Consider the following 20,361-nt stretch of genomic DNA (forward strand, 5'->3'; position numbering starts at 1 on the left):
CGTGGCGTCCGGCCGGGCCGGCGAGCCCGGGTGCGGAAACGGCGCGGCGTTCGTTCGTTCCGGCGGGCTGCGGTGCGGTCACGGCGTGGTCCCTCCCGTCCCGCCGTCGGTCGGCGTCGCGACCGTCGGGGTGGCCGGCGGCACGGCCAGCGCCGCGCCGGCCGGCACGGTCAGCGGGTCGCTGATCCGGTTGTGCTCGGCGAGCAGCCGCCAGCGCAGCGGCGACCCGAGCGCGTCGTGGGCGAGCAGGTCGAAGCGCACTCCGGACCAGCCCGGCTCGGCCGCGCCGTCCGCCGCGGCGACCACCGCCGACCCGGGCGGCAACGGGGTGCTCGCCGCGGCGAGCTCCTCCTCGAAGCCCGCCTGGGCCGCCTCGGAGGACTCGGCCACCCGGACCAGCTTCAACCGCAGCCAGGAGCGGCGGGGCGTGCCGGTGAGGGCGAACGCGTCGAAGCGTTCCGCGATCGCCACGATGACTCCGGGCACGTTCCAGGTCTTGCCCCACACCAGCCGCACCAGCGGGGGTCGCAGCCAGCCGTGCTCGGTGGCCGAGTTCTCCGCCAGCATCCACAGCGGACGGGTGAGCGTGCGGACGTCCTCGGGGCGTACCTGGGACTCGACGAGGTCGGTGTCGAAGAGCAGGTCCAGCACCAGCTCGGTGCGCCCGCCGCCGGTGAACAGCAGCGGGTCGTCGGCCAGGCCGGCACCGGTGAGCCGGCCGTCGGCGGTGCCCCGCGGGCGTACCCCGGCCAGCCGGGCGACCTGCACGGTCTCCGGGTTGAGCAGGCAGTCCACCCGGGCGCCGGACTCGTCCACGAGGAAGGCCACGCGTTCCATCAGGAACCTGCCTGTTCCCGGTCCAGCCGGCGCAGCCGCGCGGCGTCGACCGTGCTGGCCGCCGGCAGCCACAGCTCCCGGTCGTCGGGCAGCGTCGGCCACGGGTCCCGCCGGCCCCGGCCATCGGGTACGGCGCCGGGGGCCCCGGCGGGGGGTGCGCCCCGGGTCTCGTCGGGCAGCGCCGGCCACGTCCCGGCGGCGGTGCGCGGCGGCCGTTGCCGGGCGGCGGACGCCGCGGCCCGCTCGCTCCACTCCGCAGCGGCCACCGCCGGTCCGCTCGCCGCACCGGAGCCGTCGGCCCGCACTGCCGTCCGGCCCGAGCCGCCGTTCGAGTGCATCTGTTGTCCCCCCAGCGCCGACAGACGTATCCGAAGGCCCGCGGCAGGATCGGCGCGGCCCACGCCGAGCGGTCCACCGTCGCGCGGTGGCGGTCCGGCATCAGGCGCATTCCCGTCGGTCCCCCGGTCCGCCCGGGACGCGGGCCCGTCGCGGTACCCGGCAACAGTCAGGCCGTCACCGTGGCCGGGGCACCCGGTGATCGTCGGGGGCCCGGCGCTCTGGCTGGGCTCGGTGCTCAGGCTGGACCAGGTCGGGGTGGTGCGCTCGCCGGGCCCGGTCCGGGTGGTGCGCTCGCCCGGGCGGGTGCCACGTACCGTGGCGGGTTGCTCGCCCGGTCCGGAGGCACGGCTGGTCCCGGCGGTGGCGCCTGACCCCCGCTCGCCAGTCGTCCACTCGCCGCGGTCCGGGGAGCCGGTGGGCGCCGGATCGGACCGGATACCCGAGGCCGTCCCAGCGGTGTCGCCGTGGTGGCCGAAGGCGGACAACCCCTGCTGCCCGGCGGTCTCGGCGCGGCCCTGCGAGCCACCGGCGGGAGCGAGCCGTTCCCCGTCATCGCGCTGGCCGGACGCCGTGCCCAGGTCCGACCGGACCGGCCGGTCCGATCCGGCCGTCGAGACCGCGTCGGGGCGCCTCCACCGGCGCCGAACGTCGCGCCCGGACCGCACCGGCCGCCGCCACCCGCCCCTAGTCCCGACCACGGTCCGGTCCCCCCGGCGCCCCGACCCACCGTCCCACCCGCCCGCTCCGGGCGCCCCGTCCGCACCCGCCCCGCCCTCCCGCCCGTCGATCAAGGGGTTCGCGTCGACCGACGCTTCGGATCCGACCGAAACTCCTTGATCAACAGCGGGGAGGTCGAGAAGGGGGAGATCGGCCGGGGAGAGGTCGTGGAGGAGACCGGGGGCGTGGGCGGCGACGAGGCGCAGCCAGTGCTCGGGGGGCTCGCCGGGGCGGCGGAGCGCGGGTTGGTCCACCGCGGCCCAGGCTGCGGGCCGGTCGGCGGTCGGCGCGGCGAGCCCCTCGGCAGCGGGGGCGGCGTGCCGTTCGGCAGCGGGGGAGGCGAGCCGGCGGGTCGGGGTGGCGAGGCGGTCGGGGGGCGGGGCGGAGAGGCGGTCGGCCGCTACGCGCAGCGCCCGGGCCAGCCAGTCACGGGGTCGTCGGGGCGGCCGCACTGCCGGACTCCAGTTCCAGTCCCTCGTACGCCAGGGTCAGCGCCTCGATGGCGATCTCCTGGGCGAGGGTGTTCAGGTGGGCGCCCCGCCACCGGGTGGGCCACGCGTTGATCATGTTCCAGCGCAGTACCTCGGCGGTGCCGGCCGGGTCGAGCAGCACCACCGAGACGTTGCGCCGGCTCACCGTCCCCTTCGCCGCCGCGTTCACCCAGTCCCACAGCTCCCGCGACGAGGTGAGCCCGAAGCGGAGGGTGACCGGGGCGTACTCGACCTGCCCGGGGACGGCCCGGATCCGCTCGTTGCCGGCCTCCCGGTACGCCAGCGACGGGATGTTCACGTCGAAGCCGCTGACCTCGGTGAAGTGCCCGTTGGTGATCCCGTTGATCAGCAGCTTGAAGTGGTACGCCCGGTAGGGGTCGACGGGGGCGCCCGGCTGCGGGGTGGCCGTGGTCGGCATGTCAGCCTCCGATCGTCTCGGTCTCGGTGCCGCCGGCCCACTGGCTCAGCTTGAACACCACGAACTCCGCGGGCTTGACCACCGCGATGCCGATGTGCGCGACGACCATGCCGGCGTCGCGGACGTCGGCCGGGTTGGTCTCTTCGTCGCACTTGACGAAGAACGCCTCCTCCGGCGTACGCCCGAGCAGCGCGCCGTCGCGCCAGACCCGGGTGAGGAACGCGCCGATGTCCCGCCGGATCGAGCGCCAGAGTGTGTAGTCGTTCGGCTCGAAGACCATCCACCGGGTGCCGTTGGCGATGGCCTGCTCGATGGCGATGGAGAGCCGCCGGACGTTGAGGTAGCGCCACTCGCTGGCCTCGGCGGCGAGCGTACGGGCGCCCCAGAGCCGGATGCCCTCGCCGGCGAAGTAGCGGATCACGTTGACGCCCTTGGGGTTGAGCACGTCGTGCTCGGGGCGGGTGACCAGGCAGGCCAGGTCGACGGCGCCGCGTACCGGCTCGTTGGCCGGGGCCTTGTGCACGCCGCGCAGCGCGTCGGTGCGGGCCCAGATGCCGGCCACGTGCCCGCTCGGCGGGGTGAGCACGAGCTCGCCGCTGAGCGGGTCGCGTACCCGGATCCACGGGAAGTAGAAGGTGGCGAAGTCCGACTGCCGGGGCCGGTGCGCGCCCGGGCCGTCGTCGTCGGCGGGTTTCGGCGGGCCGTCGGTGGGCTTGCCGGGCGGCTTGCCCGGCGTGGCGACCCGGGTCAGCGCGGACACGTCGTCCACGTCCGGCGGCGGGTCGCAGATCGCCACCATGGTGCGCAGCCGCTCCGCCATGCTGATCAGTGCGTCGTGGGACACCGGGTCGTGGTAGCCGGGGGCGGCGAGGATGGAGATCTCGTCGATGGCCTCCAGCAGTTGCAGACCGCTGCGCCGCCCGCCGGTGCCGGTGAGCTGGCCGCCCTCGCCGACGTTGACCACCCAGCAGCGGGTACCGCCGTTGTCGAGGAAGCCGAACACCGCCCGGGCGAGGTCCGTGCTCGCCAGGTCCTCGCCGTCGGCGTACAGCCGGAGGAACTCCGACCAGCTGTTCACCGCGAGCGCCTGGTCGACGTGGGCGGTGCGGTTCGGCGCGACCCCGACGAAGGCGGCGGTGCTGGTGCCGACCGGGCCGATCGGGCGGGCACCACTGGGGACCTCCTCGACGTAGATGCCGGGGGAGAAGTAGGTGGGCATCGGTCCTCCTTGAGGAGACGGCTCAGTCGGGAGCGCAGACGATGACGAGGTCGGGGTCGCCGGGATCGAGGTCGGCGGTGAGGGTGCGGCCCCGGCCGATCAGGCGGACCCGGACCGGCCGGCCGGGGGCGTCGGGGTCGTGCGGGACACCGACCAGCCGGAACCGGCCGGCGTGGTCGGTCTGCGTGGCGTACGGGGTGCCGACCACCTCGACCCGCATGGCGGCGAGCGGCTGCCGCTCCGGCCCGACCACCTGGCCGTCGAGGGTGAGCATGTCCAGCTGGCGCAGCCGCAGCGGGTGCCGCACGGGCGGTGCGGGCGGCCGCGGCCGGACGATCTGCGCGGGCACGTCGACCAGCAGCGCCGGCCGGGGCGCCACGCCGAAGGCCCGCCACAGGGCGGGGTCGCCGGCGGTCAGCACCACCTCCGGCGTGCCGGCCGTCGCGGCGGCGGCGAGCACCCGGTCCAGCGCGGGGAGCGCGGCCAGCCCGGCGCCGCTGACCAGCAGCCGGACCACGAACCGGTACGGCTCGCGGGCCCCGCCGCTGCCCACGGTCTGCTGTGCCGGCCGCAGCTCCAGCGGCCAGACGGTCAGCCCGTCCGCCGGGTCGTCGCGGGGCGGGCCGACCGGGACGGGGTCGCCCGCCGCCCCGGTCAGCCAGGCCGCGAGGTCCGCGACGGCCGCCTCGATCGCGCCGGTCATCGCGGCGGGGTCCCCTGGATCCGGTACGCGATGGCCTCGTTCCACACGTGCGGGTAGACGCCGATCTCGAAGTACCGGGTGAACCGGTTGATCGGCGCGTTGGTGTGGTCGTGCCAGAGCAGCCACACCGGAGCGATGGTGAACAGCGCGTAGTTGAGCACCACCAGCGGCAGGTAGAGCGGGCCGAGCAGCCGGGCCTGCAGGATGTGCACGTCCTCGTGCCGCTGGATGCCCGGGCTGGACCCGGCGCAGACGGTGCCGATGGTGGTGGCGTACCGGGGCGAGACCCCCTCGACCACGTTGACCCGGCCGCTGGCGGCGGAGACCACCCGGTCGAGCTGGTGCCCGAAGACCAGGTGCAGGGCCAGGTAGACCGCCCCGACCACGGTGTTGAGCAGGCTCCAGGTGTGGTCGACCACGAAGAGGAAGACCCCCTTCGGGTCCGCCCCGTAGCTGCCGGCGGCGGCGACCGCCCAGCCGAAGGGCGCGCCGACGAGCAGTCCCACCACCGCGCCGATCACCAGGCCGAGGGTGCCGCCGGCCCACTGGCCGAGCAGGGCGCCGAGGACGATGTGGACGGCGGCGCTGACGATGCCGAAGACCATCGGGGCCACCTCCTTCAGACCCACGAGCGGATGTAGCGGGGCTCGCGTCCCTGCGCGAGCTGGGTCGGCGACGCGCTCGTCGCCTGCCGGTTGCCGGGCGGCAGCTGGTTGACGCCGAGCGCGGCGGAGAAGATGACCAGCCCGTTGAAGAACGCGACGATCCACTTCTCCGGGCCGGCATCGGCGAACGCCGCGGCGACGTACGACAGCGCGAGGGCGATGCCCAGCGCGATCCATTTGCGTGCCTTGTCGCCGCCCGGGCCGATCAGACCGCCGATGACGTTGGCGGCCAGCAGGGTGGCGGCGCTGGCACCGGTCAGGGTGCCCAGGGCGGCAAAGGTGAAGAGATCGTTCACGGCGATCTCCCTTCGGATGGTGCGGTGGTGCGGGTCGGGGTGGGTGGTGCGGCGGCCGGGTCCGTCCGGGCCGGGGCCGCCCGGGTGGCGGTGTCGCGCCGGATCAGACCGGCCCCGGATGGTCGACCGGGGGCGCCGGCGCGGGGGTGGTGGCGGTGGGGGCGGCGGCCGGGCCGCGGGTGCGGCGGAGCAGGAGTACGACGGCCCCGGCGACCAGCAGCAGGACGACCACCCCGCCGACGATCAGGAGCCAGGGGAAGCCGCCGCCGGAGACCGGCTCGGCGGCGCCGGTGGTCGAGGGGCTCGCGGGCGCCTCCGCCTCGGCGACCAGCTCCGCGGGTTTGGGCTGGTTGGCGTCCACCTTCCAGGTCACCGACCGGCCGGTGACCGTGCCGTTGGAGGTGAGCACCCGGCCCGGGAAGGTCACCGATATCTCGAACGACATCAACCGCACGAACAGCTGCCGATTCCGTGGATCCCGTTCGGGGATCTTCCCGGCGTATTTCTCCGGGTCCAGCGGAAACGAGAAGCGGTAGCGGTCGCCGGTGCGGACCAGTTTCACGCTGTCGCTGGTGAATTGCGACAGCGGCTTTTTCCGGTACACGACCTGCACGCCGTAGAACCGGGCGTCCTCGTAGCGGCTCTCGTCGCCGGCGGGAAGCGTGGGGAGCTGCCGGCGCATGTCGGTGAAGGCCGCCTCGACGTCCGGGTTCCGGTCCCTGAGCAGGGATTTGTCGGCGGTCACCAGGAGTTGGCCGGTGACCGTGTCGTCCGCGTTCACGGTCAGCCCGAGGTTGAGCTGCATGCAGCCGCTCAACGCCGCCACGAGGGCGAGACACACCGCGAGGCGGAATGCTTGGCCGCGGTGGAGTCTCCTATTCATGGACACCAGTCTGTGTGATCGCTATCACATCCCGCAGTCAGCGATCAGTCACAAGCCTGTCGCCGATCTTACCGGTCGCTGCTCCCATTCGGCCGACCCGGAAAAGTTGGGCGATCGATATTCTGGAGGTTTGACCATTCCACTGCCTTCGCAGTGATCCTTTTCCCGACCGGACGGTCCGGGCGAGCGCCGGGGATGGGAGGCCAGCGGACGGTGCTCCCGGCGGAAATCGGTTGCCGCGTCCGGTGGTGGTCGTGATCATGGCCGGGATGGCGCGGCAGGACGAGACCACGGACCCGACGGCGATGCGACCCGCCGTCCCCCCGATCGACGTGGCGCTGGTCCGCCGGCCGATCGCGAGCCAGTTTCCGCGCTGGGCCGACCTCCCGGTACGGCCGGTCGCCGTCGGTGGCTGGGACAACCGGACCTTCCACCTGGGCGATGAGCTGACGGTGCGCCTGCCCAGCGCCGAGGGGTACGTGCCCCAGGTGCGGAAGGAGCAGCGGTGGCTGCCGGTCCTCGCGCGCCGGTTGCCGCTGCCGGTGCCCACCCCGCTGGCCGAGGGGAAGCCCGGCGAGGGTTACCCGTTCCCGTGGTCGGTGTGCCGCTGGATCGAGGGCGAGACCGCCGCCACCGACCGGATCGGCGACCCGGTCCGTTTCGCCACCGACCTCGCGGGCTTCCTCGCCGCCCTGCACCGCACCGAGCCGGCGGGTGGCCCGCCGGCCGGCGCGCACAGCGCGTTCCGGGGTGCCCCGCTGGCCACCTACGACGGTGAGACCCGGCGAGCGGTCGAGCTGCTCGGCGAACGGATCCCGACCGACACCGTCAACCGGATCTGGGCCAACGCGTTGCGTCCACCTGGACCGGGCCGCCGGTCTGGTTCCACGGCGACGTCGCCTGGGGCAACCTGCTGGTCCGCGACGGCCGGCTCGCCGCGGTCATCGACTTCGGCTGCTGCGGGATGGGCGATCCCGCCTGCGACCTGGCCATCGCCTGGACGCTGCTGTCCGGCCCGAGCCGGGCGGCGTTCCGCACGAAACTGGGCGTGGACGAGGCGACCTGGGCCCGGGGGCGCGGGTGGGTGCTCTGGAAGGCCCTCATCACCCTCGACAACCCCGATCCGGTCCGCGCCGCCGAGGCCCGGCACATGCTGAATGCCGTCCTCACCGAGTACGCCGAGTCCCCGGCGGGCCAGGGCCGCCCGGTCGGGTGAGGGCCGGGATCACTCCTCAGCAGGGCGGGTGAACGCCCCGTCCGGCGCCGCGATACATCGGGGCACCAACTACCCGCTGCGCGGGCAGGCGGCGCTGCTGGTCGCCAGGTGGCAGCGGCCCGGGCGGGTCGGACTAGGTTGATCGGATGCACCCGATCGCCTGCATCCTGCTGGTCGACCCCGCCGGCCGGCTGCTGCTCCAGCTCCGCGACGAGCACGCGACGTACCACCCGAACGTGTGGTGCCTGCCCGGCGGGCACTGGGAGGCGGGAGAGACGATCGAGGAGACGGCGCTGCGGGAGTTGCGGGAGGAGTCCGGGCTGCGCCCGGACGGCCGGCTGCGGCTCTTCACCGAGCAGGAGATTTCGGAAGCCGGCCGGATCAAGCACTACTTCTGGGGCACGACCACAGCCGGGCAGGAGGACGTGGTGCTCGGCGAGGGCGCCGCGCTCGTCTTCACCGCCCCGGCGGAGGTCCTGGACGGCCGCCCGTACACCCCGGGCACCGCGGACGTCCTTGCCCGCTTCCTCGCCTCGCCCGAATACGCCCGCCTCACCCGCTGATCCCCCGCCGCGCGCCACGGATGCGGCCGTGGGCGCAGCTTCACGTGAAAGAGGCCACTCGCCGTCGGTGAGCCCGGCCGCTGCGGCCGGACCGGCCGCAGCGCACCATGGGTGGTCGAAGTGGCGACGGGAGGCGGCGATGGCGCGGTGGGGCAGGCTCCGGCCGCTCGGGCTCGGCGGGTCTGACACCACGCCGCGGCCCGGAGCGGCCGTCCGGGCGGCCGTGGGGCGGCTGCGGCGGGGCTGGCTGCCGGTGGTCGAGGCGACCCTCGCCGCCACCGTCGCCTGGGTCCTCGCCACCCGGTTGGTCGGCCACCCGCAGCCGTTCTTCGCACCGGCCGCCGCCCTGATCGTGCTCGGCCAGGCCCGTGGCCAACGGCTGCGCCGGGCCGTCGAGGTGGTGCTCGGGGTGGCCGCCGGGGTGCTCGTCGCCGACCTGGTCGTGCAGGCGCTCGGCCCGCACGCCAGCTGGACCGTCTTCACCGTCATCCTGCTCACCGTGGCCCTCGCGGTGGCGGTCGGCGCCAGTTCGGTCACCGTGGTGCAGGCCGCCGTGTCCGCCCTCTACCTGGTGGTCGTGGCACCGCCCACCGAGACGCTGGTCCCGTTCCGGTTCGTCGACGCGCTGATCGGGGGTGGGGTGGCCATCGTGGCGAGCCTGCTCATCGACGCCCGCCGCCCGCTCGCCCCGCTGGTCGCCGAGTTCCGGCACACGTTCGAGGAACTGGCCGGGGTGCTCGACGAGATCGCGACGGCGCTCGACCGGACCGACGCCGAGGCGGCGCTGGCCGCGCTGGAGCGGGCCCGGCACGCCGACGCTGGGGTGGAGCGGCTGCGCGGAGCGGTGCAGGCCGCCGGCGAGGCGCTCTGGCTCCACGTACGCCGCCGGCAGCACCTCGGGCGGCTGCGCTCGGTGGAGAGCTCTATCCGGCAGATCGACTACGCGGTCCGCAACGTGCGGGTGCTGGCCCGCGCCGCGGTGACCCTCACCCGGGGCCCGGCGCCGGTGCCACCCGAACTGGGCGCCGCCGTGCGGACCCTGGCCGGGGCGGTCCGCTCGGCCGGGGATGCGCTCGCCGCCGACCTGACCGGGCAGGACGAGATCGCCGACCGGCACGCCGAGCGGGCGGACGTCGCCGCGCTGGAGGCGGTCCGGGCGGCCGGGCGGCTCTTCACCCCCGGCCAGACGCTGCCCCTCGCCATGATCATCGGCCAGGTCCGGGCCACCGCGATCGACCTGTTGCGCGGGGTCGGCGCCGACGACGACGCGTCGGTGCTCACCCGGGTCGACACGGCGGTCGCCGGACCCCCGGACTGACGCCGGACCAGAGACCGCCGGGGCCCTCGGGGCCGCGAGTCTCCCGACGGTCGTGTCAGCCGACCAGCCAGTCCACCGCCCGCTGCCGGATCTCCGCCGGCACCTCGTGGCCGCCGGGGAACTCGGCGTACTCGGCCGGATAGCCGAGGCTGTGCAGGCGCGGGACCAGCCGCCGGCTGCACACGTCCACCGGCAGCACCCGGTCGTCGGTGCCGTGCGAGACGAACACCCGCGGCCGGCCGTGGGTGACCAGCGGCGCGGCGAACCCGGGGGAGAAGGCCACGATCGCGTCGACCAGGTCGCCGTTGGTCAGGCCCAGCGAGAGGGCGTACGACGCCCCGTCGGAGAAGCCGCCCAGGGTCACCCCGGCCATCGGGTACGCCGCGAGGACCGCGCCCAGCAGCGCGTCGATCCGGCGGACGTCCGGGCCGTACCCCTCGGCGATCAGGTCCCAGCTGCTCGCGGTGGCCTGCGGCGCGACCAGCAGCAGCCGGTGCGCGTCGGCCAGCGGGAGCAGCAGGTCCAGCCCCTGCCGGGCCGACCCGCCGGCGCCGTGCAGCAGCACCACCACCCGGTACGGCCCGGTGCCGACGGCCGGCGCGTACCGCAGCGCCGGCGTCCCGCCCTCCGGATCGGGGACCGACGTCAGCCCGGTCGGGCCGGGCGCGGCCACCACGGCGGGGCGGGCGGTCAGCCGGCCGTGCCGATGCCCCTCCTCGGGCTGCCGGTGCGGCGGCGCGGGCTCGGTCAATGCTCGCCCCTCGGTCGTCGGTCGGTCCGCCGGCGCATACCCGGCTGGTGCCGGCTCAACCGCCGGGAGCGGCCCGCCGCGCGGGTCCGGCGGCCGCCTCGGCGCTGACCACCCGCCGGCTCAGGCGCTCTCCCGGGCGACCAGCGCCGACGGGAACGCGGTGACCGGCGGTACCCGCCGGCCCTCCAGCACCGCCGTGGCCGCCGCGGTGGCGATCCCGGCGACCGGGTGGGTGGCGGTGGTCAACGCCGGGCTGCTGACCGCCGCGTACGGGATGTCGTCGAAGCCGGCCACCGCCACGTCGTGCGGCACCCGGATCCCACGCCCACGCAGCGCGGCGATCGCACCCAGCGCGGTCGTGTCGCTGGCCGCGTAGATCGCGTCGGTGTCCGGCCAGCGGGTGAGCGCCTCCATCGCCGCCCGGCCGCCCCGCGCGGCGGTGAAGTCGCCGGTCACCAGACGCACCGGCAGCCCGGCCGACCGCATCAACGCCTGGTACACGGTCACCGACCGCTCCGCGCAGCTGAGCCAGCGGGGGCCGGTGACCATGACGATCCGGCGGCGACCGTTGGCGTGCAGGTGGCGCAGCACCGCGTCGGAGCCCGCGGCGTTGTCCACGTCGAAGGCGGGGACGGCCGCCGAACCGATGCCGATCGAGGCGACCCGGCCGCGGAGCGTGGCGGGCACCGCGTCGAGCATCCGCTCGGTCGTGTTGATCAGCAGCACCCCGCAGACGCTGCGGTCGTCGCCGAGCCGGCGCAGGCGGGCCGGGGAGCTCAGCGGCAGCCACTCCAGCGCCACCCCGACTCCGTGCGGGGCGCAGAGCCGGGCCGCCGCGCTCACCACCCGGTCCACGTACGGGTCGTCGAGGATCGCGGCGTCGGTGCCGGCGACGGCCACCACCAGCCGTACCCCGGCACCCCGGACCAGCGCGCGGGCCGTGGTGTTCGGCACGTAGCCGAGGCGGTCGGCGGCGGAGGTGACCCGGTCCCGCGCGGCCGGCGAGGCGAACCCGTAGCCGCCCAGCACCCGGGACGCGGTGGCCCGCGACACCCCGGCCGCCTGGGCGACGTCGTCGAGGGTGGCGGGACGTGCCGTCGGCGTGTCCATGCGTCGTCCTTCCTTACCGGCCGCGCCCCCCGCGCCGGCCACTGTCGGCATCATGCCGCGTCCGGGCCGCCGACGGTAAGGGTGATAGCGCTTGCCGTGAGAGCGCTCCCAGGTATGGGATGATCGGCGAGCAGCCCTCGGGGGAGAGGAAGACATCGCGTGAGCAGCACCATCGACGCGTCGAGCGTCGACCGGCCGGTCGTGCCCCGGGCGGTCCTGGCCGCCCGGACCGGGGTGGCGGTCGTGTTCGCCCTCAACGGGCTCGCGGTGGGCACCTGGTTCTCCCGGGTGCCCGCGGTACGCGAGGCGCTGGGGCTCAGCACCGGGCGGCTCGGCCTGCTGCTGATGGCCTTGTCGGCCGGCGCGGTGCTGGCGATGCCGATGGCCGGGCTCGTCACCCAGCGGCTCGGACCGGCCCGCACGGTGGCGGCCTCGGTCCTGCTCGTCGCGTTCGGCACGGTCGTCGCCGGCCTCTCCGCCGGCCTGGCCGGGTCGGTGCTGGGGGTCGCCGTGGGCCTCTTCGCCTTCGGCTACGGCTCCGGCACCTGGGACGTGGCGATGAACGTCGAGGGCGCGGCGGTGGAGAAACGCCTCGGCCGGACCATCATGCCCCGGTTCCATGCCGCTTGGAGCCTCGGCTCGGTGGCCGGGGCCGGGATCGGCGCCGGGGCGGCCCGGCTGGGCGTACCGGTGGGGGTGCACCTGCCCGCGCTCGCGGTCGTGGTCCTGGTCGGCGCGCTGCTCGGTGCCCGCGCCTTCCTGCCGGCCCCCGCGGAGGCGGAGGGTACGGCGGACCCGGCGGCCCGGCGCCGGGCGCTGCTGGCCACCTGGCGGGAGCCGCGCACCCTGCTCATCGGCCTGCTGGTGCTGGTCATGGCATTCACCGAGGGCAGCGCCAACGACTGGCTGGCGGTGGCGTTCGTCGACGGGTACGGCGTCAGCGAGGCGGTCGGCGCTGTCGTCTTCGGCGTCTTCGTGGTCGGCATGACGCTCGGCCGGACCGTCGGCACGATCGCCATCGACCGGTGGGGGCGGGTGGCGGTGCTGTTCGGCACCATCGGGCTGGCCGCCGTCGGCGCCGCCCTGGCCGTGCTGGCCGGCTCCGGGCCGCTCGCCGTGGTCGGCGTGGCGCTCTGGGGGATCGGGGCGTCGCTCGGCTTCCCGGTCGGGATGAGCGCCGCCGCCGACGACGAGGACCGGGCGCCGGCCCGGGTCAGCGTGGTCGCCGTGATCGGCTACACCGCCTTCCTGGCTGGGCCGCCGCTGCTCGGCTTCCTCGGCGACCACCTTGGCATCCTGCCCGCCCTCGGTGTCGTGCCGCTCCTGCTGCTGCCCACCCTGGCGCTGGTCCCGGTGCTCCGCCCGCCCGCTCCGGGGACCCCGCCGGGCCAGGGCTGATCGACCCGGGCCACGGCCTGTCGCGGTGCCCGGACGGGCCGGATCCGACCGGAACCGGGTGACCACGGCCGGTCAGCGGACTCCCACGGCGCTCCCAGCCACCTGCCAGGTGATGTTGCTGCACTGGGAGCGACGCCGAGGAGAGGAGGCGGGCATGGGCTGGTTCAGCCGACGGGGCGCCGACCGGACGACCCCGACCAAGCTCGACCGTGAGGCCACCGCGGAGGACCTGGCCGCGCTGGAGGCCTTCGTGACCAGCCGCCGCGGGGTGGAGTTCTACCTGGAGCCGGAGACCACCGCCACCGACACCACCGTGGTCGCCATCGCGTACGACGGCGAGTGGATCCGCCGCCGCACCGGCTCGCCCCGTGCCGCTGGGAAGATCGCCCAGCGGCACGCGATCCCGCTGTACGAGGCGGCCCGCACCGGCTACCCCGAGCGGATGCGGGCCTGGAACCGGGCCCATCCGGAGCGCCGGGCCCGCTGACCGCCGCCGGCGGGGGTCAGCGGTGCGCGCGGAACGCCGCCGCCAGCTCGTCGTCGTAGGTGGCGATCGGGCGGCCGTCGGCCGCGTACGCGACCAGCCGGCCGTGCGTCATGGTCGCGGCGCGGAACGAGAAGATCCGGGACCCTGGGTAGGCGTCGAGCAATGGGATGGCCCGGGGTGCCCCGCCCGGCGCCGAGTAGTAGGCCAACCGGGCCACCTGCCCGGAGACCACCCCGTTGACCCGGACCTTCGTCGGCTCGACGGCCGTGCCGAAGGAGACCGCCGCGTCCCCGCCGTACGCGTCGCACTCGGCGGCCCCACGGCAGACGAAGAAGTATCGGGGGTTCGCCACGTCGTCGAGGGCGTACGCCTTGAACGTGGGGTCCGCGCCGGCCGGGAGCGGCTGCACGGCGAAGAACGCCAGCGTCGCGGCGGCGGCCACGCCCACCCGTAGCCAGGCCCGGCGGGCGGTGGCCCGGCGGTGTGCCCGGGTGGCGGTGACCGCGACGCCGCCGAACCCGACGAGGCAGAGCGCGCCGACGCCGAGCGCCCGGGCGTTCTCCAGTAGGAACTGCACGCCGGGCCGGGCGGACACCGGGCCCAGCGCCGCGCCGAGGGATACCACCATGGCCACCAGCAGGGCGGCGCCGGCCATCCGGCGGGCCACCCCGGACGCGCCGACCAGCAGCATGGCGGCCAGCACCGGCCAGATCTGGTGGTGGGTCCAGGACACCGGGGAGGCGGCCACGGTGGCGCAGCCGACCAGCACGGCGGCGTGCCCCGGCCGGCGGAGCCCGGTGAGCTGCCGGGCCCGCAGCAGCGCCACCGCGCAGATGACGCCCACCAGCGCGGCCCAGAGCAGCGGCAGGGTGGCCGGGGCGACGCCGACGCGGAGCAGCATCCCGTGCAGCGACTGGTTGCCCAGCGACGCGAGGTCGCCGATCCGGGAGGTCTGCAGCACCGTCCCGGTCCAGTAGGTCCAGCTCTCCGCCGGCAACACCGCCGCGGCGACCCCCGCCGCCACCAGGAACGCAGCCGCCGCCCGACCGGCGTCCCGGTAGCGGCCACTGACCAGGAAGTACGCCACGAAGAGCAGCGGCGTCAGCTTGATCGCCGCGGTCAACCCGACCAGCACCCCGCGCCAGCGGGGCGGAACCACCCCCATGCCGTCCAGCAGGGCCAGCAGCACGATGAAGATGCTCACCTGGCCGAAGCGCAGGTTGCTCTGCACCGGCGCGGAGAGCATCAGCGCCGTGGCGACCGCGGCCACGGCCAGCGGCCGTCGGGACCGCTCGGGCGCCAGCACCCCACCGACCGGTACGGCGATGGCGACCACGGCCACGACCGTCAGCAGCAGCCAGAGCACGCCCAGCGCGGGCTCCGGGAGCACGGTGATCGGCGCCAGCACGAGCGCCGCGAACGGGGGATAGGTGAACGGACCCCCGTTCTTCGCGACATACCCGTACAGCGGCCGCCCGGCCCGCAGGTCGGTCAGCGCCCCGTAGTAGATGTGCAGGTCGGAGAGGTGGTCGGGGCGTCGTGCCACCAGCCCGACGGAGACCACGGCGGCCAACGCGAACCCGGTCCACAGCAGAAGCACCCGGCGGTCCCGCATCGACCGAGGATAGGACGGGCCGCTGCGTCGCGGGGCCCCCTTCGGGCGCTGCCGTCAGCCGGCCAGCGCGGCCCGCGCCTCTGCCAGCCGTACCGGCTCGTCGTGGGCGGAGACGTACCACTCGACGTCGTCGGTGAGCAGGCCGCGCGCCATCGCCAGGTCGGGCCTGTCCCCCGGGGCACGCAGGTGGGCCGGCGGCGGGTACCAGCAGTCGCCGAGCAGCAGCACCCCCGAGTCCGGCACCAGCACCACCGACGAGTCCGGGGCGTGCCGGCCGCCCACGTGCCGGACCACGACCCCGGTGGGCAGGGTCAGGTCGTTGGTGAAGGTGCGGGTCGGCGGGAGAACCGTGAAACCGTCCCAGGAGTCCATGGTGAGGGCCCGGGCCCGGAAGCTGTGCCCGAGCCGGGGGTTCTCGCGTACCTGATCGCGCAGGTAGCGGTGGCTCCACGGCCGGGCCGCCTCGGCGCGCAGAGGCGCGACGCCGGCCTCGTGCCCGACGATCTCCACCCCCGGCCAGGCGCAGGCGCCCCAGACGTGGTCCCAGTGACAGTGCGTGTAGACCAGCCAGCGGGGAGCCGGCAGTCCGGCCGCGCGCAGTCCGGCCTGGACCTCGCGGGCATGGGCCGGGCTCTGCCCCGCGTCGACGATCACACTTCCGCGCTCGTCGGCGACGACGGCGACGGTCGGGCGGACCGCGTACGGGTCCGGGTCGCCGGGGAACAACCAGACCCGGCCGGCCAACTGTCGGGGCGTGACGGTGTCGATGGCGGCCATTCCTCTCGCCGGGCGGAAGTGCGGTCCGTAGTCGATCGCGATGCTATCGGCCCGACGCGTCCCAGACCGCCCCGCCAGCACGGACGTGGTTTCCGAACCGTGCCGCGCCGTCCGACGGAACGGTGTTGGTTAAGGTGCCGGGCGGCGGGTTAAACCGACCTACCGATCGGTGTGCGTCATTGCGAGCGGCACTGTTCGCCGATCCATCTGATCGATCAGAGTCCATCGGTCGTGGCCGCGGTGGCGCCGCCGACCTGCCGTTGACCCGGGGCCGGAGGCTGTGGCAGCATTCGCGGCCAGACGGCAGTGAAGGAAGCCGGTGTGAATCCGGCGCGGTCCCGCCACTGTCACCGGGGAGCGATCCCCCCTCGTGAGTCACGGCCGTGCGTGCGCGGTTGGAAGGCCGGGGGAGAGCGTCGATCCGGGAGCCAGGATACTTCGGCCGTCGGAGAGCCCCAGGGCGTGGACACCCGAGGAGGACCCGATGCACGGCCTTTCCGCCATCGACGGTGATCGTCGTATCCGGCCGGCGCGCACCGACGTGCCGCTGACCGCTCGCCCCGCCGCACCGCGGGCAGCGCGCGGTCCCGCGCACCCGACCGTTCGCCGCGCCGCCGCCCGTCCGGGCGTCGCCGGAGTCGCTCGCGCCGTCCTCGAACCCGCCGCCGGGCGGGGTCGCGCCGTCCGCCGCTGAGTTCCGCCCCGCCGGGTTTCGCGCCCGGCCGGGCGTCCCTGCCGGCCCGCCGTCGGTGAGCCGCCCGCCCGGACCCGCGTACCCGCTGAACCCGCGCCCACCCCCGCCCGCCGCCGGCCCTGCCGTGCCGCCGGGCGTCACGCTCCGGAGCCGTCCGTGCGCATCCTGCTGCTGTCCACCGCCGACACCGACCTGCTCGCCGCCCGCGCCAGCGACGCCGACTACCGGCTGGCCAACCCCGCGCGGCTCGCCGTCGACGCGGTGCCGGCGCTGCTCGACGGCGTCGACCTGGCCGTCGTGCGCCTGCTTGGCGGCCGGCAGGCGTGGCCGGACGGCCTGGCCGCGGTGCTCGCCTCCGGCGTGCCGACCGTGGTGCTCGGCGGTGAGGCGCTGCCCGACGCGGAGCTGATGGCGGCGTCCACGGTGGCCGCCGGGGTGGCGGCCGAGTCCCTCGCCTACCTGGTGGAGGGCGGCCCGGACAACCTCGCCGAGCTGGCCCGGTTCCTCTCCGACACCGTCCTGCTCACCGGGGAGGGCTTCGCCCCGCCCGCGCCCACCCCGCCGTACGGCATCCTCGGCCCCGACCCGGCGTCGGCCGGGGACGGGCGGCCCACGGTCGGGATCGTCTTCTACCGGGCACACGCCCTGGCCGGGAACACCGCGTTCGTCGAGACCCTGGCCGACGCGGTCACCACGGCCGGCGGGCGTCCGCTGCCGATCTTCTGCGGCTCGCTGCGCGGGCTCACCCCCGGCGACGGACCGACGGGCCTCTTCGCCCGCTGCGACGTCCTCGTGGTGACGGTGCTGGCGGCCGGCGGCACTGTCGCCGCGGACGCGTCCGGTGGGGGCGACGAGGACGCCTGGGACGTCGGCGCGCTCGCCGCCCTGGACGTCCCGGTCATCCAGGCCCTCTGCCTGACCAGCACCCGCGACCGGTGGGCGGCCAGCGACGCCGGGCTCTCCCCGCTGGACGCGGCCATGCAGGTGGCCATCCCCGAGTTCGACGGCCGGATCGTCACGGTGCCGTTCTCGTTCAAGCGGATCGACGCCGACGGGCTCTCGGTCTACGAGCCCGACCCGGAGCGGGCCGCCCGGGTCGCCGGCATCGCCGTCCGCCAGGCCCGGCTGCGGCACGTGCCGAACGCCGACAAGCGGCTGGCGATCGTGCTCAGCTCCTACCCGACCAAGCACTCGCGGGTCGGCAACGCGGTCGGCCTGGACACCCCGGCCTCGGCGGTACGCCTGCTCGCCGCCCTCGCCGACGCCGGCTACGACCTCGGTGCCGGGCCACTGCCGGACGACGGGGACGCGCTGATCCACGCCCTGATCGCCGCCGGCGGGCACGACGTCGAGTGGCTCACCCCGGAGCAACTCGCCGCCGCCGAGGCCCGGGTGCCGGGGGAGACGTACCGGCGTTGGTTCGGCGCGCTCCCGGCGGAGCTGCGCGCGCGGCTGCGGGACCACTGGGGCGAGCCGCCGGGGCAGCTCTACACCGACGGCGGCGACATCGTCCTCGCCGGGCTGCGCTTCGGCAACGTGGTGCTGCTGATCCAGCCGCCCCGCGGCTTCGGGGAGAACCCGGTCGCCATCTACCACGACCCGGACCTGCCGCCCAGCCACCACTACCTGGCCGCGTACCGGTGGCTGGCCGCGCCGGTCGCCGACGACGGCTTCGGCGCGGACGCCGTGGTCCACCTCGGCAAGCACGGCACCCTGGAATGGCTGCCCGGCAAGGGACTCGGGCTGGCCGCCGACTGCGCCCCCGACGCGGTGCTCGGCGACCTGCCGCTGGTCTACCCGTTCATCGTCAACGACCCCGGCGAGGGAACGCAGGCCAAACGCCGTGCGCACGCCGTCGTCGTGGACCACCTCGTCCCGCCGATGGCCCGCGCCGAGACGTACGGCGAGCTGGCGAAGCTCGAACAGCTTCTCGACGAGTACGCCACCGTGCAGGCCCTCGACCCGGCCAAGGTGCCCACGGTCCAGCGGCAGATCTGGGACCTGGTGCGGGACGCGCAGCTGCACCACGACCTGCACCAGGCGGAGATGCCCGCCGAGGACGACTTCGACGATTTCGTGCTGCACCTGGACGGGTACCTCTGCGAGGTCAAGGACGTGCAGATCCGCGACGGCCTGCACGTGCTGGCCGAGGCGCCGGCCGGCGAGGCGCGGGTCAACCTGGTCCTCGCCGTGCTGCGCGCCCCGCAGGTCTGGGGCGGTGTCCGCGCCCTGCCGGGGCTGCGCCAGGCCCTCGCCGCCCACGTCGGCCTCGACGAGGCGGCGCTGCTCGCCGCGCCCGGGGAGCGGATCACCGTGCCGGTGGCGCTGACCGAGGCGGTCGACGGCCCCGCCGCCACGGCCGCCGACGCCGTCGACCTGATCGAGGCCCTCGCCCGGCGGCTCGTCCTCGGCATGGAGACGCTCGGCTGGGACGGCGCCCAGGCGGACGCGGTGGTCGAGGAGGTCGTCGGCACCGCGGTGCCCGACGCCGCCGAGGTGCTGCGCTTCGCCGCCCGCGAGGTGGTGCCCCGGCTGGCCCGCACCACCGACGAAATCGGCCGGGTGCTCGGCGCGCTCGACGGCCGGTTCGTCCCGCCCGGCCCGTCCGGCTCACCCACCCGGGGACTGGTCAACGTGCTGCCCACCGGCCGCAACTTCTACTCGGTCGATCCGAAGGCCATCCCCAGCCGCAACGCCTGGGACGTCGGGGTGGCCCTCGCCGACTCGCTGCTCGCCCGGCACCGCGCCGACACCGGGGCGTACCCACGCTCGGTCGGGCTCACCGTCTGGGGGACCAGCGCCATGCGGACGCAGGGTGACGACATCGCCGAGGTGCTGGCACTGCTCGGTGTCCGTCCGACATGGGACGACCGGTCCCGCCGGGTCACCGGCGTCGAGGTGGTGCCGCTCGCCGAACTCGGCCGCCCGCGGATCGACGTCACCGTCCGCATCTCTGGCTTCTTCCGGGACGCCTTCCCGCACGTCGTCGCCCTGATCGACGACGCGGTCCGGCGTGTCGCCGCGCTGGACGAGCCGGCCGCGGACAACTACGTGCAGGCGCACGTGGCCGCGGACGTCGCCGAGCACGGGGACGAGCGGCGGGCCACCGCCCGCGTCTTCGGCTCGAAACCCGGGGCGTACGGGGCGGGGCTGCTGCCGCTCATCGACGCCCGAAACTGGCGCACCGACGCCGACCTCGCCGAGGTGTACGCGGTCTGGGGCGGCTACGCGTACGGGGCCGGGCTGGACGGGCGGGAGGCGCGTGCCGACATGGAACGTTCCTTCGCCCGGATCGCCGTCGCGGTGAAGAACCAGGACACCCGCGAGCACGACATCGTCGACTCCGACGACTACTTCCAGTACCACGGCGGGATGGTGGCGATGGTCCGCCACCTCACCGGCACGGCCCCGGCCGCGTACGTCGGCGACTCGGCCATGCCGCACGACGTGCGTACCCGCACGCTCGGCGAGGAGACCCGCCGGGTGTTCCGGGCCCGGGTGGTCAACCCGCGCTGGATCGCCGCGATGCGCCGGCACGGCTACAAGGGCGCCTTCGAGCTGGCCGCCACCGTCGACTACCTGTTCGGCTACGACGCCACCGCCGGGGTCGTCGACGACTGGATGTACGAGCGGCTCGCCGACGCGTACCTGTTCGACGACACGACGCGCGCCTTCCTGGCGGAGTCCAACCCGTGGGCGCTGCGCGGCATCACGGAACGCCTGCTCGAGGCCGCCGATCGGGGGCTGTGGGCCGCCCCCGAGCCGGCCACTCTCGACCGGCTGCACGAGACGTACCTGGCCAGCGAGGGCGACCTGGAGGAGCGGCAGTGAGCGCGAGGAGTGAGCCGGGTTTGCGAGCCCCGC

Annotated in this window: 19 protein-coding genes, 1 pseudogene and 1 riboswitch; of the genes and pseudogenes, 8 read left to right on the forward strand and 12 right to left on the reverse strand. The window is 75.4% G+C overall.

Features of this window, described 5'->3' with window-relative positions:
- Positions 1–78: 78 nt before the first annotated feature.
- From A6A27_RS20445 to A6A27_RS20480, 8 genes are all read right to left on the reverse strand, one after another.
- The gene (locus A6A27_RS20445) at positions 79–837 is read right to left on the reverse strand and encodes a CIS tube protein (protein ID WP_073836222.1); all 759 of its coding nucleotides are present in this window, start codon (positions 835–837) and stop codon (positions 79–81) included.
- The gene (locus A6A27_RS20450; protein ID WP_073836223.1) at positions 837–2,345 is read right to left on the reverse strand and encodes a hypothetical protein; all 1,509 of its coding nucleotides are present in this window, start codon (positions 2,343–2,345) and stop codon (positions 837–839) included. The genes A6A27_RS20445 and A6A27_RS20450 overlap by 1 nt, the downstream gene beginning before the upstream one ends.
- Complete coding sequence (locus A6A27_RS20455; RefSeq protein WP_073836224.1) at positions 2,320–2,802, reverse strand: phage tail protein; 483 nt, start codon at positions 2,800–2,802, stop codon at positions 2,320–2,322. Before A6A27_RS20455 ends, A6A27_RS20450 begins: the two co-directional genes overlap by 26 nt.
- A gap of 1 nt (position 2,803) precedes the next feature.
- Positions 2,804–4,021, reverse strand: a complete 1,218-nt coding sequence (locus A6A27_RS20460; RefSeq protein ID WP_073836225.1) for a phage tail sheath family protein — start codon at positions 4,019–4,021, stop codon at positions 2,804–2,806.
- A 22-nt stretch (positions 4,022–4,043) separates the two neighbouring features.
- Positions 4,044–4,724 carry a hypothetical protein gene (locus A6A27_RS20465; protein ID WP_073836226.1) on the reverse strand — a complete coding sequence of 227 codons (681 nt, stop codon included), beginning with the start codon at positions 4,722–4,724 and terminating at the stop codon, positions 4,044–4,046.
- The gene (locus A6A27_RS20470) at positions 4,721–5,353 is read right to left on the reverse strand and encodes a glycine zipper family protein (protein ID WP_241825361.1); all 633 of its coding nucleotides are present in this window, start codon (positions 5,351–5,353) and stop codon (positions 4,721–4,723) included. Before A6A27_RS20470 ends, A6A27_RS20465 begins: the two co-directional genes overlap by 4 nt.
- Entirely contained in the window at positions 5,344–5,685 is a 342-nt protein-coding gene (locus tag A6A27_RS20475; RefSeq protein WP_073836227.1) for a hypothetical protein, read from the reverse strand. The genes A6A27_RS20470 and A6A27_RS20475 overlap by 10 nt, the downstream gene beginning before the upstream one ends.
- 103 nt (positions 5,686–5,788) lie before the next feature.
- Positions 5,789–6,568: an LppM family (lipo)protein gene (locus tag A6A27_RS20480; RefSeq protein WP_073836228.1), complete on the reverse strand. Its 780-nt coding sequence runs from the start codon at positions 6,566–6,568 to the stop codon at positions 5,789–5,791.
- Positions 6,569–6,873: 305 nt separating this feature from the next.
- Between A6A27_RS20480 and A6A27_RS46040 the strand changes: the two are divergent.
- The 4 genes and pseudogenes from A6A27_RS46040 to A6A27_RS20495 form a co-directional block, all read left to right on the forward strand.
- Positions 6,874–7,293, forward strand: a pseudogene (locus A6A27_RS46040) (phosphotransferase); the annotation flags it as partial.
- Between the two features lie 113 nt (positions 7,294–7,406).
- Positions 7,407–7,784, forward strand: coding sequence for a phosphotransferase (locus A6A27_RS46045; protein WP_241825369.1), 378 nt, complete (start codon positions 7,407–7,409; stop codon positions 7,782–7,784).
- A gap of 146 nt (positions 7,785–7,930) precedes the next feature.
- Positions 7,931–8,347: an NUDIX hydrolase gene (locus tag A6A27_RS20490; RefSeq protein WP_073836229.1), complete on the forward strand. Its 417-nt coding sequence runs from the start codon at positions 7,931–7,933 to the stop codon at positions 8,345–8,347.
- Between the two features lie 139 nt (positions 8,348–8,486).
- The gene (locus A6A27_RS20495; RefSeq protein WP_083672726.1) at positions 8,487–9,665 is read left to right on the forward strand and encodes an FUSC family protein; all 1,179 of its coding nucleotides are present in this window, start codon (positions 8,487–8,489) and stop codon (positions 9,663–9,665) included.
- Between the two features lie 55 nt (positions 9,666–9,720).
- On the opposite strand, the gene A6A27_RS20500 is transcribed toward A6A27_RS20495, so the two are convergent.
- Positions 9,721–10,416, reverse strand: coding sequence for an alpha/beta hydrolase (locus tag A6A27_RS20500; protein ID WP_073836230.1), 696 nt, complete (start codon positions 10,414–10,416; stop codon positions 9,721–9,723).
- Positions 10,417–10,536: 120 nt separating this feature from the next.
- A complete protein-coding gene (locus A6A27_RS20505) occupies positions 10,537–11,526 on the reverse strand; it encodes a LacI family DNA-binding transcriptional regulator (protein ID WP_073836231.1) in 990 nt (329 codons plus the stop codon).
- A gap of 159 nt (positions 11,527–11,685) precedes the next feature.
- On the opposite strand from A6A27_RS20505, the gene A6A27_RS20510 reads away from it, so the two are divergent.
- Together A6A27_RS20510 and A6A27_RS20515 are read left to right on the forward strand one after the other, a co-directional pair.
- Complete coding sequence (locus tag A6A27_RS20510; RefSeq protein WP_083672727.1) at positions 11,686–12,924, forward strand: MFS transporter; 1,239 nt, start codon at positions 11,686–11,688, stop codon at positions 12,922–12,924.
- Between the two features lie 154 nt (positions 12,925–13,078).
- Entirely contained in the window at positions 13,079–13,411 is a 333-nt protein-coding gene (locus A6A27_RS20515; RefSeq protein ID WP_073836232.1) for a hypothetical protein, read from the forward strand.
- A gap of 16 nt (positions 13,412–13,427) precedes the next feature.
- On the opposite strand, the gene A6A27_RS20520 is transcribed toward A6A27_RS20515, so the two are convergent.
- A complete protein-coding gene (locus tag A6A27_RS20520) occupies positions 13,428–15,026 on the reverse strand; it encodes a glycosyltransferase 87 family protein (protein ID WP_073836233.1) in 1,599 nt (532 codons plus the stop codon).
- Positions 15,027–15,080: 54 nt separating this feature from the next.
- Entirely contained in the window at positions 15,081–15,803 is a 723-nt protein-coding gene (locus A6A27_RS20525; protein WP_073836234.1) for an MBL fold metallo-hydrolase, read from the reverse strand.
- Positions 15,804–16,112: 309 nt separating this feature from the next.
- A riboswitch (cobalamin riboswitch) is annotated at positions 16,113–16,242 on the forward strand.
- A 45-nt stretch (positions 16,243–16,287) separates the two neighbouring features.
- Between A6A27_RS20525 and A6A27_RS43260 the strand changes: the two genes are divergently transcribed.
- Positions 16,288–16,497 (forward strand): hypothetical protein, encoded by a 210-nt coding sequence (locus A6A27_RS43260; protein WP_143194085.1) that lies wholly within the window; start codon positions 16,288–16,290, stop codon positions 16,495–16,497.
- A 156-nt stretch (positions 16,498–16,653) separates the two neighbouring features.
- Positions 16,654–20,328, forward strand: coding sequence for a cobaltochelatase subunit CobN (cobN, locus tag A6A27_RS20530; RefSeq protein ID WP_073836235.1), 3,675 nt, complete (start codon positions 16,654–16,656; stop codon positions 20,326–20,328).
- Positions 20,329–20,361 lie beyond the last annotated feature (33 nt).

It is taken from the genome of Micromonospora sp. CB01531 (assembly GCF_001905095.1).
In the GTDB taxonomy this organism is placed as follows: Bacteria; Actinomycetota; Actinomycetes; order Mycobacteriales; family Micromonosporaceae; genus Micromonospora.

What these genes read in the sequence shown, in the direction of transcription:
- A6A27_RS20505 (WP_073836231.1), bottom strand. Translation starts at nt 11,526, where the DNA reads ATGGACACGCCGACGGCACGTCCCGCCACCCTCGACGACGTCGCCCAG.
- A6A27_RS20515 (WP_073836232.1), top strand. Translation starts at nt 13,079, where the DNA reads ATGGGCTGGTTCAGCCGACGGGGCGCCGACCGGACGACCCCGACCAAG.
- A6A27_RS20490 (WP_073836229.1), top strand. Translation starts at nt 7,931, where the DNA reads ATGCACCCGATCGCCTGCATCCTGCTGGTCGACCCCGCCGGCCGGCTG.
- A6A27_RS20465 (WP_073836226.1), bottom strand. Translation starts at nt 4,724, where the DNA reads ATGACCGGCGCGATCGAGGCGGCCGTCGCGGACCTCGCGGCCTGGCTG.
- A6A27_RS20520 (WP_073836233.1), bottom strand. Translation starts at nt 15,026, where the DNA reads ATGCGGGACCGCCGGGTGCTTCTGCTGTGGACCGGGTTCGCGTTGGCC.
- A6A27_RS20445 (WP_073836222.1), bottom strand. Translation starts at nt 837, where the DNA reads ATGGAACGCGTGGCCTTCCTCGTGGACGAGTCCGGCGCCCGGGTGGAC.
- A6A27_RS20525 (WP_073836234.1), bottom strand. Translation starts at nt 15,803, where the DNA reads ATGGCCGCCATCGACACCGTCACGCCCCGACAGTTGGCCGGCCGGGTC.
- A6A27_RS20460 (WP_073836225.1), bottom strand. Translation starts at nt 4,021, where the DNA reads ATGCCCACCTACTTCTCCCCCGGCATCTACGTCGAGGAGGTCCCCAGT.
- A6A27_RS20480 (WP_073836228.1), bottom strand. Translation starts at nt 6,568, where the DNA reads ATGAATAGGAGACTCCACCGCGGCCAAGCATTCCGCCTCGCGGTGTGT.
- A6A27_RS20495 (WP_083672726.1), top strand. Translation starts at nt 8,487, where the DNA reads ATGGCGCGGTGGGGCAGGCTCCGGCCGCTCGGGCTCGGCGGGTCTGAC.
- A6A27_RS43260 (WP_143194085.1), top strand. Translation starts at nt 16,288, where the DNA reads ATGCACGGCCTTTCCGCCATCGACGGTGATCGTCGTATCCGGCCGGCG.
- A6A27_RS20455 (WP_073836224.1), bottom strand. Translation starts at nt 2,802, where the DNA reads ATGCCGACCACGGCCACCCCGCAGCCGGGCGCCCCCGTCGACCCCTAC.